Annotated in this window: 15 protein-coding genes; 10 read left to right on the top strand and 5 right to left on the bottom strand. The window is 68.6% G+C overall.

What is annotated here, in order from left to right:
* The first annotated feature begins 91 nt into the window (after positions 1-91).
* The 10 genes from FFK22_RS11155 (at position 92) to FFK22_RS11200 (ending at position 9148) form a co-directional block, all read left to right on the top strand.
* Positions 92-679: an amino acid synthesis family protein gene (locus tag FFK22_RS11155; protein ID WP_138888535.1), complete on the top strand. Its 588-nt coding sequence runs from the start codon at positions 92-94 to the stop codon at positions 677-679.
* A complete protein-coding gene (locus tag FFK22_RS11160; RefSeq protein WP_138888534.1) occupies positions 672-1466 on the top strand; it encodes an alpha/beta fold hydrolase in 795 nt (264 codons plus the stop codon). Before FFK22_RS11155 ends, FFK22_RS11160 begins: the two co-directional genes overlap by 8 nt.
* Entirely contained in the window at positions 1463-2407 is a 945-nt protein-coding gene (locus tag FFK22_RS11165; protein ID WP_138888533.1) for a flavin reductase, read from the top strand. The genes FFK22_RS11160 and FFK22_RS11165 overlap by 4 nt, the downstream gene beginning before the upstream one ends.
* A complete protein-coding gene (locus tag FFK22_RS11170; protein WP_138888532.1) occupies positions 2404-3441 on the top strand; it encodes an LLM class flavin-dependent oxidoreductase in 1038 nt (345 codons plus the stop codon). The genes FFK22_RS11165 and FFK22_RS11170 overlap by 4 nt, the downstream gene beginning before the upstream one ends.
* Positions 3442-3461: 20 nt before the next feature.
* Entirely contained in the window at positions 3462-4931 is a 1470-nt protein-coding gene (locus FFK22_RS11175; protein WP_138888531.1) for an aldehyde dehydrogenase, read from the top strand.
* Positions 4932-4937: 6 nt separating this feature from the next.
* Positions 4938-5276: an NIPSNAP family protein gene (locus FFK22_RS11180; protein WP_138888530.1), complete on the top strand. Its 339-nt coding sequence runs from the start codon at positions 4938-4940 to the stop codon at positions 5274-5276.
* Positions 5277-5304: 28 nt separating this feature from the next.
* The gene (locus tag FFK22_RS11185; protein WP_138888529.1) at positions 5305-6324 is read left to right on the top strand and encodes an ABC transporter substrate-binding protein; all 1020 of its coding nucleotides are present in this window, start codon (positions 5305-5307) and stop codon (positions 6322-6324) included.
* 61 nt (positions 6325-6385) lie between these two features.
* The gene (locus FFK22_RS11190) at positions 6386-7249 is read left to right on the top strand and encodes an ABC transporter permease (RefSeq protein WP_221938523.1); all 864 of its coding nucleotides are present in this window, start codon (positions 6386-6388) and stop codon (positions 7247-7249) included.
* 10 nt (positions 7250-7259) lie between these two features.
* Positions 7260-8060: an ABC transporter permease gene (locus FFK22_RS11195; protein ID WP_138888527.1), complete on the top strand. Its 801-nt coding sequence runs from the start codon at positions 7260-7262 to the stop codon at positions 8058-8060.
* Positions 8057-9148 carry an ABC transporter ATP-binding protein gene (locus FFK22_RS11200; protein WP_138888526.1) on the top strand — a complete coding sequence of 364 codons (1092 nt, stop codon included), beginning with the start codon at positions 8057-8059 and terminating at the stop codon, positions 9146-9148. The genes FFK22_RS11195 and FFK22_RS11200 overlap by 4 nt, the downstream gene beginning before the upstream one ends.
* 173 nt (positions 9149-9321) lie before the next feature.
* Here the strand turns inward: FFK22_RS11200 and FFK22_RS11205 are convergent, their stop codons facing one another.
* From FFK22_RS11205 to FFK22_RS42840, 5 genes are all read right to left on the bottom strand, one after another.
* Positions 9322-9957, bottom strand: a complete 636-nt coding sequence (locus FFK22_RS11205; protein ID WP_138888525.1) for a hypothetical protein — start codon at positions 9955-9957, stop codon at positions 9322-9324.
* Between the two features lie 107 nt (positions 9958-10064).
* Entirely contained in the window at positions 10065-12104 is a 2040-nt protein-coding gene (locus FFK22_RS11210) for a multicopper oxidase family protein (protein WP_138888524.1), read from the bottom strand.
* A 69-nt stretch (positions 12105-12173) separates the two neighbouring features.
* Positions 12174-12527 carry a hypothetical protein gene (locus FFK22_RS11215; protein WP_221938524.1) on the bottom strand — a complete coding sequence of 118 codons (354 nt, stop codon included), beginning with the start codon at positions 12525-12527 and terminating at the stop codon, positions 12174-12176.
* Between the two features lie 34 nt (positions 12528-12561).
* On the bottom strand, positions 12562-14211 hold the full coding sequence (locus tag FFK22_RS11220; protein WP_221938525.1) for a tyrosinase family protein: 1650 nt from the start codon (positions 14209-14211) through the stop codon (positions 12562-12564).
* Between the two features lie 899 nt (positions 14212-15110).
* Positions 15111-15941, bottom strand: coding sequence for an AraC family transcriptional regulator (locus tag FFK22_RS42840; protein ID WP_186002413.1), 831 nt, complete (start codon positions 15939-15941; stop codon positions 15111-15113).
* Positions 15942-16051 lie beyond the last annotated feature (110 nt).

Below are 16051 nucleotides of genomic sequence, written 5' to 3' on the forward strand. Positions count from 1 at the left end.
CTGGCCATTGACTCGATTGTCCGATGGTATACCATCTTACGAGAAGATGACATAGCGCCTGGACGGAGCGCTCGGGACACAGGGGCAAGGAATGACGCTGGTGCTGCGCAAGCTCGTGACCTATGTCGAGGACACCCGGATCGAAGGCGGCCGGACGGCGCCGCGGCCGCTGAAGCTGTTCGCCGCCGCGGCGGTGCTGACCAACCCCTGGGCCGGTCGCGGCTTTGTCGAGGACCTGAAGCCGGAGATCCACGACCAGGCCCCGGTGCTGGGCGAGATGCTCACGGCCGAGATCCTGCGGGTGGCGGGATCCGGCGAGGCGGTCGAGGCCTATGGCAAGGCCGCCATCGTCGGCACGTCGGGCGAGATCGAGCACGCCTCGGCGCTGATCCACACCCTGCGCTTCGGCAACCATTATCGCCGCGCCGTGGGCGCCAAGAGCTACCTGTCCTTCACCAATCTGCGCGGCGGCCCGGCCACCCCGGTCACCATCCCGCTGATGGACAAGAACGACGAGGGCCGGCGCTCGCACTACCTGACCGTGCAATTCTCGATCGTCGATGCGCCGGCGCCGGACGAGATCGTGGTCGCGCTCGGCGCCTCGATCGGCGGCCGGCCGCACCACCGCATCGGCGACCGCTACCAGGACCTGCGCGACCTCGGCGGCACCGATGCCTGAGGCCGCCCTCGCCACCGGGGAGACGCGCTGGCGCAAGGCCGGCACGGGCCGCCCGATCGTCTTCATCCATGGCGTCGGCATGGCATCGGCGGTCTGGGCGCCGCAGATCGAGGCCTTCGCCGCCACCCACACCGCCGTCGCCTACGACATGCTCGGCCATGGCGGCAGCGCCCTGCCGCCGGAGCGGCCGGACCTGAAGGACTACAGCGACCAGCTGCGGTCGCTGATGGACACGCTCGAGCTTTACCACGCCGTCATCGTCGGCCATTCCATGGGTGCGCTGGTGGCGCTGGAATTCGCGCTGAACCACCCGGACCGGACCGCCGGCGTGGCCGCGCTGAACGCCGTGTACCGCCGCACCCCGGCGCAGCGCGAGGCGGTGCTGGACCGCGCCCGCCGGATCGAGGCGGAGGGGCCGGGCGGCGCCGTCGACGGCACCATCGCCCGCTGGTTCGGCGACCCGGTGCCGGCGGCGCTGGCCGAGGTGGCGGGCCAGACGCGCGCCTTCCTGGAATCGGCCGACCCGGTCGGCTACGCCCGCACCTACCGCCTGTTCGCCAGCTCGGACGCGGCCCATGCCGACCGGCTGGGGGGCTTGGCCGTGCCGGCCCTGTTCCTGACCGGCGCAGAGGACCCGAATTCGAGCCCGGAGATGTCCCGCGCCATGGCCGCCGCCGTGCCCCGGGGGCGGGCCGAGATCCTGCCGGGCGAACGCCACATGATGAGCCTCACCGCCCCGGCGCTGGTGAATGCCAAGCTGCGGGCCTTTGTCGAGGAGGTGCCATGACCACCTTCGATCCACGAGAGTTCCGCAAGGCGCTGGGCAGCTTCGTCACCGGCGTCACCGTGGTGACCACGGTCGAGCCCGGCGGCGGGCCGCGCGGCTTCACCGCCAACTCCTTCACCTCGGTGTCGCTCGACCCGCCGCTGGTCCTGATCTGCATCGCCAAGACCGCGGCGAGCTGCCCGGTGTTCGAGGGCAGCGGCCATTTCGCGGTGAACATCCTGGCCGAGCACCAGCAGCAGGTCTCCGGCCTGTTCGCCTCCAAGAGCCCCGACAAATTCGCCGAGACCGCCTGGTCGACCGGGCCGGCCGGCAGCCCGCTGATCGCCGGGGCGACGGCCTGGTTCGACTGCACCACGCATCAGGTCGTCGATGCCGGCGACCATCTGGTGCTGATCGGCCGGGTCGCCGGCTTCGGCCAGTCCCCGGCCACCCCCCTCGCCTATTGCCGCGGCGCCTATCTCGCCTTCGGCCTGTCGCAGGAGGCGCTGGCCGCCGCCGACCGCCGCACCCGGGTCGGCGCGATCCTGGAGCGGGACGGCGCGGTGCTGCTGCTGGAGGGCGGCGACGGCCGGCTCGACCTGCCCGTCGGCGTGGGCCTCGACCCGGCGGCCGACCCGCGCAGCCTGAAGGGTGTGCTGGCCCGGCATGGCCTGGACGCGCGCTTGAGCTTCCTGTTCGCCGTGTTCGAGGACGCCCCACGCGGCACCGTGTCGATCTACTACCGCGGCACCCTGGCCGGCGGCTTGCCGCAAGACCCGGCGCTGCGACTGATCCCGCTCGATGACATCCCCTGGCCGCGCCTGGCCGACGACGCCGTGCGGTCGATGCTGCAGCGCTTCGTCAAGGAGCGCAGCGAGGACAGTTTCGGCATCTATGTCGGCGACGCCGCGGCCGGCACCGTCCGCGCCCTGCAAGCCCAGAACGAGGCTGGATTGCGATGAAATTCTCCCTCTTCGTCCATATGGAGCGGCTGGCCCCGGGCCCGTCCCACACCGAGCTGTTCGACCAGCTGACCGAGCTGGTGCAGCTGGCGCAGCACGGCGGCTTCGAGGCGGCCTGGGTCGGCGAACACCACGGCATGGAGTTCACGATCGCGCCGAACCCCTTCATCAACCTGGCTTATCTGGCGGCGAAGACCGAACGGATCCGCCTCGGCACCGGCACCGTGATCGCACCGTTCTGGCACCCGATCAAGCTGGCCGGCGAGGCGGCGCTGACCGATGTCGCCAGCCGCGGCCGGCTCGATATCGGCATCGCCCGCGGCGCCTATTCCTTCGAATATGAGCGGCTGCTGCCGGGGCTGGACGCCTGGGGCGCCGGGCAGCGCCTGCGCGAGCTGATCCCGGCGGTGCAGCAGCTGTGGCAGGGCGACTATGCCCATCAGGGCGAGTTCTGGTCCTTCCCGGCGACGACCTGCGTGCCCCGCCCGGTGCAGGAGCCGCACCCGCCGATCTGGGTCGCGGCGCGGGACCCGAACTCGCATGAATTCGCGGTCACCAATGGCTGCAACGTCCAGGTCACGCCGCTGGCTTCGGGCGACGCCGAGGTCGCCAGCCTGATGGACCGCTTCAACACCGCCTGCGCCGCCCATCCGGAGCGGCCGCGGCCGCAGATCATGCTGCTGATGCACAGCTTCGTCTGCGCCTCGGAGGCCGAGGTGGCGGAGACGGCGCGCGAGCTGAGCCGGTTCTATTGCACCTTCGGCGCCTGGTTCAAGAACGAGCGGCCGATCCGCCAGGGCTTCCTGGAGCCGCTGAGCGAGGCGGAGATGGCGGCGATGCCGCAATACGCGCCCGAGCTGATGCGCCGGAACCTGGTGATCGGCGAGCCCGACGACGTGATCGCCCGGCTGAAGGCCTATGAGGCGCTGGGCTACGACCAGTACAGCCTGTGGATCGACAGCGGCCTGTCCTTCGAGCGCAAGAAGCGGTCGCTGGAGCTGTTCATCGACAAGGTGATGCCCGCCTTCACCTGAGGCGGAAGCGAGAGGGTCCGATGTCCCTGCCCCGGTACCAGCACTATATCGACGGCGCCTTCGCGGACGGCGCCGCGACCTTCGAGAGCACCGATCCCGCGACCGGCGAGGCCTGGGCGCTGATGCCCGCGGCCGATGCCGCGGATGTCGACCGCGCGGTGCGGGCGGCGCATCGCGCCTTCCTGGAGTCCGACTGGTCGCGGATGACGGCGACGCAGCGCGGCAAGCTGCTGCACCGGCTGGGCGACCTGGTGGCCGAGGAGGCGCCGCACCTCGCCGCGATCGAGACCCGCGACACCGGCAAGATCATCCGCGAGACCCGGGCCCAGATCGGCTATGTCGCCGAGTACTACCGCTATTTCGGCGGCCTGGCCGACAAGATCGAAGGCGCGCATCTGCCGATCGACAAGCCGGACATGGAGGTCACGCTGCGGCGCGAGCCGATCGGCGTCGTCGCCGCGATCGTGCCCTGGAACTCGCAGCTGTTCCTGTCGGCGGTGAAGCTCGGGCCGGCGCTCGCCGCCGGCTGCACAGTGGTGCTGAAGGCGTCGGAGGACGGCCCCGCCCCGCTGCTGGAATTCGCGCGGCTGGTCGATCGGGCCGGCTTCCCCAAGGGCGTGGTCAACATCCTCACCGGCTTCGGCGAGGAGTGCGGCCGGGTGCTGACCAGCCATCCGCTGGTCGCCCGCGTCGCCTTCACCGGCGGCCCGGCGACGGCCCGCCACGTGGTCCGCAACAGCGCCGAGAACCTGGCCCACACGACGCTGGAGCTGGGCGGCAAGTCGCCGGTGCTGGTGTTCGCCGACGCCGATCTCGACAGCGCCGCCAATGCCGTGATCGCCGGCATCTTCGCCGCCAGCGGCCAGAGCTGCGTCGCCGGTTCGCGCCTGCTGGTCGAGCGCGGCATCCGCGACCAGCTGCTCGGGATCCTGGCGCGCAAGGCCGCCGCGATCCGCATCGGCGACCCGCAGGACCCGGCGACCGAGATGGGGCCGCTGGCCACCCGGCGCCAGCGCGACCGCATCGTCGAGGTGGTCGGGCGCAGCCTCACCGCCGGCGCCCGGCTGGTGGCCGGCGGCCGCCCGCGGGACGGGGCCGGCTTCTACTACCCGCCGACCATCCTCGACTGCGACAGCCAGGCGGTGCCCAGCGTGCGCGAGGAGCTGTTCGGCCCGGTGCTGAGCGTCTTGTCCTTCGACGGCGAGGAAGAGGCGGTCGCGGCCGCCAACGACACCGAGTTCGGCCTCGCCTCCGGCGTCTTCACCCGCGACCTGGCCCGCGCCCACCGGCTGGTCCGGCGCATCCGGGCCGGCGTGGTCTGGGTCAACACCTACCGGGCGATCTCGCCGATGGCGCCCTTCGGCGGCTACGGCCTGAGCGGGCTCGGCCGCGAGGGCGGGCAGGAGTCGATGCGCGAATACACCCGCACCAAATCGGTCTGGATCCGGACCTCGGACGATCCGATCCCCGACCCGTTCGTGATGCGCTGAGGACCCATGATCTACGAGCTGCGCACCTATCGGCTGAAGACCGGCACCGTGCCGCGCTACCTGCGGCTGGTCACGGAGGAGGGCATCGCCATCCAGCGCCCGCATCTCGGCACGCTGGTCGGCTATTTCGCCACCGAGATCGGGCCGCTGAACGAGATCGTCCACCTCTGGGCCTTCGACGATCTCGCCGACCGCGAGCGGCGCCGTACGGCGCTGGCGGCGGATGCCCGGTGGCAGGAGTTCCTGCCGAAGATCCAGGCCCTGATCGAGACCATGGACAGCAAGATCCTGAAGGCGGCGCCGTTCTCGCCGCCGCCCATGAGCCGGAGGCGGCCGGACGCGTAACAGGTTCAATCAACAACGGGAGGCATGAATGAAGACGCTGAAAACCCTCGCGGCCGGCATTGTCCTGGGCTTGGCCCTGGGCGCCGCGAACGCGCAGGCGCAGAGCATGGTGTTCACCAGCTGGGGCGGCACCACCCAGGACGCCCAGAAGGCGGCCTGGGCCGAGCCCTTCACCGCCGCCACCGGCATCAAGGTGCAGCAGGACGGGCCGACCGACTACGGCAAGTTCAAGGCCATGGTGGAGAGCGGCAACGTCGCCTGGGATGTGGTCGACGTCGAATACGACTTCGCGGTCAAGGCCGCCCAGGACGGGCTGGTCGAGCCGCTCGACTTCTCGGTGGTCAAGCGCGACGAGATCGACCCGCGCTTCGTCACCGACCACGCCGTCGGCAGCTTCTATTACTCCTTCGTGCTGGGCTACAACCCGGACGTGCTGGGGGACAAGGCGCCGAAGGGCTGGGCCGACCTGTTCGACACCACGGCCTTCCCCGGCAAGCGCACCTTCTACAAGTGGTCGGCGCCGGGCGTGCTGGAGATCGCGCTGCTGGCCGACGGGGTGGCGCCGGACAAGCTGTACCCGCTCGACCTCGACCGTGCCTTCCGCAAGCTCGACACCATCAAGGGCGACATCGTCTGGTGGGGCGGCGGCGCCCAGTCGCAGCAGCTGCTGGCCTCGGGCGAGGCCGCGCTCGGCATGTTCTGGAACGGAAGGCTGCACGCGCTCGAGCAGTCCGGCACCAAGGTCGGCGTGTCCTGGGACCAGAACCTCACGGCCGCCGACATGCTGGTGGTGCCGAAGGGCGCGCCGAACAAGGATGCGGCGATGAAGTTCCTGGCGCAGGCCACCAGCGCCAAGGGGCAGGCGGACATGGCGGCGGAGACGGCCTATGCGCCGGTCAACCTGAAGTCGAAGGACCTGATGGACGCCACCACCGTCGCGACCCTGCCGGACCAGCACGCCGCCGGCCAGATCAATCTCGACATGGCCTATTGGGCCGCCAACCGCGATGCCATCGCCAAGCGCTGGTACGCCTGGCAGACGCAGTGACCGACCGCGGCGCGGCGGGGTCGCCGCGCCGCCCATGAGCCGGGGAGGCAGGGCGATGGTCATGGCCCGATCCGACACCACGATCCCGATCCCACCGCGGATCCGGCGCCCCATGGCCGGGTTCGGCCTGGTGCTGCCCGGGCTCGGCCTGCTGCTGCTGTTCTTCGTGCTGCCGGTGCTGGCGCTGCTGCTGCGCAGCGTGCTGGAGCCGCAGCCGGGCCTCGGCAACTATGCCGAGTTCTTCGGGTCGACCACCTATCTGAAGGTGTTCCTGAACACCTTCACCGTCGCCGGGCTGGTCACCGCGGTCACCCTGGCGCTGGGCTTCCCGGTGGCCTGGTTCCTGGCGATCGCGCCGCGCCGCTGGTCGGCGCTGCTGTTCGGCATCGTCGTGCTGTCGATGTGGACCAACCTGCTGGCCCGCACCTATGCCTGGATGGTGCTGCTGCAGCGCACCGGGCTGATCAACCGGACGCTGATCGAGCTGGGGATCATCTCCGAGCCGCTGGCGCTGACCAACAACCTGGTCGGGGTCACCATCGGCATGACCTACATCATGCTGCCCTTCATGATCCTGCCGTTGCACGCCGCGATCCGGACCATCGACCCGGCGATCTTCCAGGCGGCGGCGCTGTGCGGCGCCAGCCGCGGCCAGTCGCTGCGGCGGGTGTTCCTGCCGCTGGTGGCGCCCGGCATGGCCGCCGGCGCGCTGATGGTCTTCGTCATGTCGCTGGGCTATTTCGTGACGCCGTCGCTGCTGGGCGGCACCTCGAACATGATGCTGGCCGAGCTGATCGCCCAGCTGGTCCAGTCGCTGCTGAACTGGGGCCTGGCTGGCGCCGCGGCGCTGGTGCTGCTCGTCGTCACCCTCGCCCTCTACGCCGTGCAGATCCGCTGGTTCGGCTTCGGCCGGACCGCCGGGTAGGAGGCGCGCGATGCTGCTCAACTACGACCGCCTCGGCGCCCTGCGCTGGCTGCTCGGCGGCATCAGCCTGGCGGTGGCGCTGTTCCTGCTGCTGCCGATCCTCTTGATCGTGGCGCTGTCCTTCGGGTCGTCGCAATGGCTGCAGTTCCCGCCACCTGGCTGGACGCTGCGCTGGTACCGCGAGCTCTTCGCCGATCCGGGCTGGCTCGACGCCGTCCTGGCCAGCCTCAAGGTCGCGTCGATCGTCACGGTGCTGTCGGTGCTGCTGGGCCTGCTGGCCGCCTTCGGGCTGGTGCGCGGCCGGTTCCGCGGCCGCGAGCTGATGCGCGCCCTGTTCCTGACGCCGATGGTGCTGCCGGTGGTGGTGCTGGCGGTCGCGCTCTATGCCCTGTTCCTGCGGCTGCATCTGAACGGCACGCTGGCCGGCTTCGTCATCGCCCATCTGGTGATCGCCCTGCCCTTCGCCGTGCTGTCCATCGGCAACGCGCTGGAGCGTTTCGACAAGGCGATCGAGGACGCGGCGGTGCTGTGCGGCGCCAGCCCGTGGGAGGCACGGCTGCGCGTCACCCTGCCCGGCATCCGCCTCGGACTGTTCGCCGCCGCGATCTTCTCCTTCCTCGCCTCCTGGGACGAGGTGGTGCTGGCGATCTTCATGGCCAGCCCGGATCTCCAGACCCTGCCGGTGCGGGTCTGGGGCGCGTTGCGCCAGGACCTGTCGCCGGTGATCGCCGCCGCCTCGGCGCTGCTGGTCGCCTTTACCGCCGCCCTGATGCTGCTGGCGGCGCTGTTCCGCAGGAGCAAAGAGCCATGACCTCGCCCTTCCTCAGCATCCGCGGCATCCGCAAGGCCTATGGCGATGCGGTGGCGGTCGAGGCGGTCTCGCTCGACATCGCCCGCGGCGAGTTCGTCACCTTCCTCGGCCCCTCCGGCTCGGGCAAGAGCACCACGCTCTACGTCATCGCCGGCCTGCTGGAGCCGAGCGCCGGCGACGTGCTGCTGGACGGCCGCTCGCTGCTGACGGTGCCGTCGCACCGGCGCAACATCGGCATGGTGTTCCAGCGCTACACCCTGTTCCCGCATCTCACGGTGGCGGAGAACGTGGCCTTCCCGCTGCGCGTCCGCCGCCGGCCGGAGGCCGAAATCCAGGCCAAGGTCAAGGCGATGCTGGAGCTGGTGCGGCTGGAGCCGTATCGCGACCGGCTGCCGGCGAAGCTGTCCGGCGGCCAGCAGCAGCGCGTCGCCCTGGCGCGGGCGCTGGCCTACGACCCGCCGGTGCTGCTGATGGACGAGCCGCTGTCGGCGCTGGACAAGACCCTGCGCGAGGAGATCCAGGTCGAGATCCGCCGCATCCACCGCGAGACCGGGGTGACCATCCTCTATGTCACCCACGACCAGGAGGAGGCGCTGCGCCTGTCCGACCGGATCGCCCTGTTCAACCACGGCCGGATCGAGCAGGTCGGCAGCGGCCGCGACCTCTACGATTCCTCGCGCACGCGCTTCGCCGCCGGCTTCATCGGCAACTCCAACTTCCTGCCGGGCCGGATCGCCGCCAGCGGCGGCGGCCGGGCGATCATCGTGTGCCCGGACGGGTCGCGGATCGAGGGCGTGCCGCTGCAGGGGCTGGAGGCCGGCGGCGGCGAGGCGATGCTGATGGTGCGGCCGGAGCGGATGCGGCTGGAACGCTCGGCCGGCGCCCCAGGCCGGGCCGGGCTGCCGGGGGTGGTGGTCGACCGGACCTTCCTCGGCGACACCATGCACTACACGGTGCGGACGCCGTGGAACCAGGAGCTGGCGGTGCGCAGCCCGCTGGCCGAGGCCGGCGACGCGGAGTTCGGCTTCGGCGACGCCGTGCATGTGGCCTGGGACGCGGAGCAGACCAAGCTGTTCCCGGGCGGCTGAGCGGAGTGGATCGAGGCCGGGTCGGGTCATCGGCCTGTCCTCTGCGCATTCGCGCGCGGACGCGCGCAGACCCCTCCCCCACCCCCCCTCCCGCAAGAGGAGGGGGAGTGTGGAAGGCTGCGTTCGCGTGAAGGTTGAAAGTGGTGGATGGGTGAGTGCGACGCGCCGGCAACTCACCCCGTGTCCGGCGGCTTGGGCTTGCGCCGGCCGGCAGCGGCCGGGCCGGGCTTGGGTGAGTCCTCGGGCGGATCGTCCTCGCCGTCCTCGTCCGGCAGGAAGCCCAGATCCTCCATCGCCGCATCGGCCATCTCGAGCCAGCGCTCCGCCTGCACCGGGTAGCCCCAGCGCCGGCACAAGGCCGCCACCACGACCTCCGCCCGGCTGGCCTCGATCAGCTCCGCCACCTCCGGCCGTTCCAGCTGCTCGGCCATCTCGGCGCAGCGCCGGTCGGTTTCGTCGCCGTCCTTGGACACCGCATAGACCGCCGACGTCATCGCCAGCTTCACCCGCAGCGCGTGCCAGTCCTCCTGCGCCGCCTCGCGCTGCGCCGCGGCCTTGCGCTTCTCCTTGGCCTGCTGGGACAGCTTGCCCTTCAGCAGCAGGGTCAGCCGCACGGAACGCGCGATGGTGGCGATCCGCTGGCCATAATCCACGCCGGGCTGCGGCGCCTGCAGCGCCTCCTGCTGCGTCGCCTGGGCGATCGACATCTGGATCTCGACCAGCTCCGACAGCACGCACAGATCCGCCGCCCGTTCCTCCTGGGGATTGGGCGGGGTCTCCGTCGCTGAATCGGCCTGCGTCTTGTTCATGGAACATATCATGAACTAAGACGTCAGATAATACAACTGAACAAGGTGTTTACAGCGGAATGAAGCCGCCCGGGTCCCGCGGGAGGATCCGGGCGGCCCGGCCCGGCTCAGGGCTTCGGATGCATCTCATGGCTCTGGAGCTGGAGCGGCGACGCCCCCGCGGCCGCCTCCGCGATATTCCCGTCCGGCAGCACGATCGCGACGTTCTGCATCATGCCGTTATCCTCGTGGTCGAGGATGTGGCAATGCAGCACGAACTCGCCGATATAGCGCTGATAGCGGGTCCGGATCTTGATCGTATAGAGGCCGCCATCGGCAGGAGGCCTCAGGCCTTTGATCCAGAGCGTGTCCTTCCAGACACCCTTCAGGCCCGGATACTGGGGGTCGGCCACCCCTGGCTGGCCGCCATCGTCATCGAGGGCTCCCAACACGCTCACATCCCGGCCCTTCGGATCGAGGATCGAGACGACCTGGAAGGGATTGACATGGATGTGGAACGGGTGGCTGACGAAATGGGACTGCAGCGTCCACTCGTCCACACCGCCGAGCTTGAGCGGGCGGTCCAGCCGGGTCGGGTCGTAGGGCTCGGCATCGTCCTCGTTCAAGGTGTTGCTCACCTCGAACAAGGTCGGCTTCTGCTCGGGGTTGGGGTTGGGCGGCACGCGGATGAAGAAGGTCAGCTCCTGCTGGCCGGTCACCTCGCTGTCCGCGATGTCCGGATGGGGGACGAATTTGGACAGCTTGAGGCCGGCCTTGAGGTCGGCGACCACCACCGGTGCGATATCGGCGGGCATCTTGGCTTCGGCCTGGGTCACCAGGGCGTTCATGACATAGCTGTTCAGATTCCCGACCGGCGTGCCCGGTGCGACATCCACGAAGCCGAGCAACGACGGGTTGGGGTTATCGCCGTTGACCGACCCCGCCGACGGAGAGGATGAGTCGATCAGGCAGTAGCGGCCCGCCTCCGGGAAGACCACCACCTCATCCCAGCGGTAGCCGGGCTGGAAGACCGTGACGTTCGAGCCCTGCGCCTGCGCCATGGTCAGCCCGTCCGCCGCGACCCGATAACGGGTGATGCCCGAATCGCTGCAGGAGTCCTGGATGAAGGCCTGGGCCTGCGCCTGGCTGAAGGTCGCGGCGAGTTGGGCCGTCGGCTTCATCTTCACGATCCTGAGCGTGATCGTGTCGCGCACGCCGCCATGGATCATCCGCCAGCGCTCAAGCTGACCCTGCCTGGCCTCGAAGGTCGGCAGGACCAGACCGTTGATGGAGGTGTATCGCCCCGATTCGGGCCATTGCCCCGGCGAGAACACGTCGTAATTCTCGATGGTGCCGATATCGCCGGGGTCGCAGCGATACGTCTTGTCATCCGGAGGATTGGTTCGCTTGATCGACCCGTCCGGGTTGCGGCAGGCGTACTGGATCTGCTGGAACACCAGCACCCGGTCCGGCAGGCCGTCCAGCAGCGTGTCGAGATCGCCCTGGGTGGTCTGGGTGGGCTCCCGGTCGCCGCGGATGATCAGCGCCCCGGCCATGCCGCTCGACACCTGCAGCGCGGTCGAGCCGTGGCGATGGGTGTGGTACCAGAACGTCCCCGCCGGATGGTCGCTCGGGATGTTGTATTCGTACTGGAACTTGACGCCGGGGTTGATCGACAGCAGCACGTTGTCGCCATTGCCCGACGGGTTCACCCACAGCCCATGGGTGTGCAGGTTCGTGCCGTTGAGGCAGTGCGGCCCGTTGTGCCCGTCACCGCCCGCGCAGGTCGGGTCCGCCGGCAGCTGGTTGTCCAGGTTGACACGGATCGTGTCGCCCGGCACGGCATCGATCGTCGGCGAGACGTATGGGGTGTCCGGATCGACGTCGGTGCCGTTGTAGCTGCGCAGATACACCTGGTCCTCGAGGCCCGTCGCCGGGTTGTACAGCTGACCGGGCGTGTAGACGATGTTGAGGTTCAGCACCTTCTCATGCGGCAACGCCCGGACCGTCGGCGTCAGGCTCTGCGGTGCGATCCCCTCGCCGAGGACCCGGGGGTTGCTGATCAAGCGCTCCGCGGTCTGCGCCGCGGCCGGGACCGCGCCGAACGCGGCCCAGGCGAGGCCGGCCAGCAGAAGACGTCCAATCGGGATTTTGGTATCGACAGCCATATCTCCCTCCCAAAAATGTTCGCACGATCAAAACCGCAACAATTCCGCCCCCAGGGGGTAGCCGGCCGATCAGGGGCTGACGACCACCGCGACGTGCCGGACTTCCTGCCCGGTCGGAATGCGCGGTGCCCCGCCGGGCTGGGTGATGGTGACCCGGACGGTCACGCGCCCATCCGCGATCACGTCTTCCGGCAACGGCAGCGTGTAGACCCCGGCGTCCTGCCCGGTGCGGATGGCGAAGGGCGAGATCACGCCGATGGTCTGGCCCGATGCGGTCGCCACGATCACCTCCCGGCCCCGGCCGACCGGGCCGAGTTCCACCTCGAGCCAGGCGATCTCGCCCGGCCGAAGCGGACGCGGCAGGGCCAGCGTCAGCTCCTGCGCCACGGCGCTGCCGCCGCCGAGGACCAGGATCGCGAGCAATCCCAGTGCCGCGGCGGCGGAGCGCAGCGCCGCTTTACTGCGCCGCCACAGAGACGGCCTTGAGCACGACGGGCGCTTTCTTGGTCTGTCCATCGGACGGCACCACCCGGATGTTCAGCGTCGCCTCCGTCGCCGCGCCCAGCTCCGTGAAGGCGCGCAGCGTCTTCGGCAGGGGCACGGCAAAGGCCAGGTCCCCATGCCGGTGCATGCCCGGCATCGGTGCGCCGAACAGGGCGAAGGTACCGGCATAATAGGGGCTGTCGGCCGAGACCTCGGTGACGCCCTCGGGCGCGTTGACCAGGATGTCGAACTCGCGCGCTCCGTCCACCCCCGGCGGGCGCGCCACCGTGATCTCCACGATCAGCGGCCGCTCGGCGGCCGCGGCGGCGAGATGGCTGCGGACGGCGGCCAGCGGCACCACCACCTTGCCGATATTGGCCGCGACGGCGCCCTGGATCACCTGCGGCGCGCCGGCCGTGACCGTCGCGCCGGTCTGCGGGATCACATCCTCACCGAACCCCGGCTCGTAGTCGTAGTCGAACACGGCCATGTCGAAATACATCTCGGCCTTGCCGTCGGTGATTGGCTTGCCGCTGCCGTCGATGAAGAACAGGAACGGCTCGGCGAAGAAGGTCGGAGCGTCCGCCGCAGAGGGACGATCGGAAAAGCCCATGGCCTTCTGCTTCCGCGACCAGACGTCCCACAGCCGGTCCATGTTGCCGTGGTGCAGGAAGAAGATCGGGTCGATCGGCGACAGGTTGTTGGCCATGACGCCGTAGGGGCCGAGCTGGAGCGGGCCGACGCCGCCGATATAGTTGTGCACCTTGTTGTGCGGGAACCCTTCGAGGATCGAGAACACCTGCCGGCCGGCCGGCGGGACGTTGTGCGATGTCGTCTTGGCGCTGGTGAAGCTGAGCTGGGCCTGCTCCCGGTTGAACTCCTGCGGATGCAATCCTCCGCGGACCATCGGCGGCGAGACGTCGTAGGCGGTGTCTTTGTCCAGATCCGGGTTGTCGCGGGACAGGTAGCGGGCGCCACAGGTGTTGGTGAAGGCCTGGTTCCCGGCGATGCCCACCAGCTCGGGAGGATCGCCGACCATGGCGCCGCCGATCACGTCGTTCCAAATGCCGTCGAGGGACGTGTACCCCCGCTTCTTCAGCTGATCGAGCTGGCCGGCCGTCAGAGTGCCCCAGTATGTCGTCAGGGCCGGCTGCATCAATGCGCTGAACAGCGCCAGGTTGCCGGTATAGGGCTCGAAGGCCATCCCCGTCGGCGCCAGGGCGCCGTCGAACATCTCGTTCGGGATCCGGGGCAGCTGGGTCCAGTCCCAATAGGGCAGGGCGAAGCTGGCCTCCCCGGTCACGGTGCGGATGGTCTGCTCGAAATAACCGATATAGCCGCGGTGCCAGACATAGAACCACCAGTTGCCGTGCGGGCAGTCCATGAAGTGGACGAAGGCGTTGCGGAACCAGTTGTGCGGGTTGTCCGGCGGCAGCTTCAGCATCGCCTCCACGCCCCTGGCGTAGATGGCCAGCATCTTCTGGCCGGCAGCGCTGGTGACGTTGGGGCGGGTGTATTTCGCGGCGGCCCGAGCCGGCCGGAGCGGAACGGCCGCTGCTGCGGCGGCCGCAGCGGCCGCCACCATGACATCGCGGCGCGACAAGTGGAAATCCGTTCTATCCATGCTGTCCTCCCGATAATCTGCCGATTGAAACATCTCTTCTGCAGCTGATCATCTTCTGCGCAAAAAGTAACCGAATTCGCAGAATATGCTTCCCAAGCAACCGTTTGCCAAAACAAACATCGAACTCTTTTTACTAACAAATTATTTCAATAATATAATACCTCTATACAATGCGTAGATTTTTACTTTGTAATGTTACTATTTTCCGAATCAAAATTGCAGAATTAATGAAGAAGGATTAATTGCATTTCATTAAACATAGGCATCCGATTCCGAACCAAGAAACCCTATAGCAAACGTTACTTCCGATTTGCGGTGATCTGCAATTCCTATTGTATGATTTAAATTTGCAATAATGTCATATCGAATTATCGGAAAACTCGCGCTTCGCAGTGATCCGGTATGAAGAGATCTTTTGAATACAGCGACCAACGATACTGCGGACGGTCTCTTGTGCGGGAGGGCGCGAGCGGCGAGAGCGGGATTGAGTCTAGGCGAGATCGAGCTATCCTGATCGCGTCAAAGCCGGTGAGGTGTTGCCTCTCCCGCTTGCGGGAGCTTTTCAGAATCCCTCCATCCATCCCGTATAGACTTTTTATCCTCCCCCTCCCCTTGCCGGAGGGGTTGGGGGAGGGTTTTCTCTCGGCCCGCCCCGACCCGGATCGTCGCAGAGCGGCACGAATGGCGAGCTCTACTTACCACCCCACGCGCGCGGACGCGCGCAGCCCCCTCCCCCTTGCCCCCTCCCGCAAGGGGAGGGGGAGGATTAAAGGCATAGACCGGGTCAAACGGCTGAGTTCTGAACAGGCCTCGCTCGCGGGAGAGGCAGCGCGCGAGGACGCTCGACATCCTATGAGCCGGGTCCAGAATGGACTGACCCGACCTCAATTCATCCCGCTCTAGGCACGCGGCACGCGGCCGAAATGGCGCTTGTAGTTGCGGTAGAAGGTCGACGGGTTGGAGAAGCCGTGATCCAGGATCACGCTTGCCACCTTCTGCCCGCCGGCCTCGATTTCCCGCCGCGCGGCTTCGAGCCGTGCGGTCATCACCGTCTCGTGCAGCGACGCCCGGCTGTCGTAGAAGATGCTGTAGAGCTTGCGCTTCGAGATCGCGAACTCCCGGGCCAGGAGGTCGGCGCCGAGGGCCGGGTTCTTCACGTTCCGGGCGATGAAGGCCCTGATCCTTTGATACAGCCCATGGTCGCGGTGCAGGCCCATCTCCGCCTCGTCCTGCGCCAGGTAGTCGCGGATCGCGGCCCCGATATAGTCGAAGACCGGGATGTCGCGCCGGCACGGCCCGATCTCCCCGCCTTCCGGCTGCACCAGTTCGGCCAGGCCGACGATGTAATCCGCGAAGGACGCGTTGGTCGTCACCACGACGCCGGACTCCCTGGCCAGGGCCGGCGGCTCGAGCCCCGCCACCTGGAGCAGATCCAGCTCGCAGTTGCCGGCCTCCCCGGACGACAGCGCCAAGCTGAAGCCCTGGGCGCCGCTGATCACGGCCACCGAATTCGGCGACAGCGGCCGCCCGGCCTGCCCGACCGTCAGCAGGCCGTTGCCGCGCAGCACCAGGACGAGGAAATGCGCGCCCGAGACGCCGCACAAGCCACCGCGGCGCGTCAGCACCCCGGGCGTGATGCGCAGATGGGCCGCCCCGCTGCTGCCGACCACGTTGAACCGGATCGCGGCGCGGAACTCCCCGCCATCGGGCACGAAAGTCGCGCCGAGCACGGATTCGCAGACCTGCCGGCCAAAGGCGTCCGCATCAGCATAGAGGATCGATCCGGAAACGGAGTCGTCTGGCCTGGGGGTGACATGGGACGCTTGCCGGCGCATCGGTC

The organism is Mycobacterium sp. KBS0706 (assembly GCF_005938675.2).
GTDB lineage: Bacteria > Pseudomonadota > Alphaproteobacteria > DSM-16000 > Inquilinaceae > Inquilinus.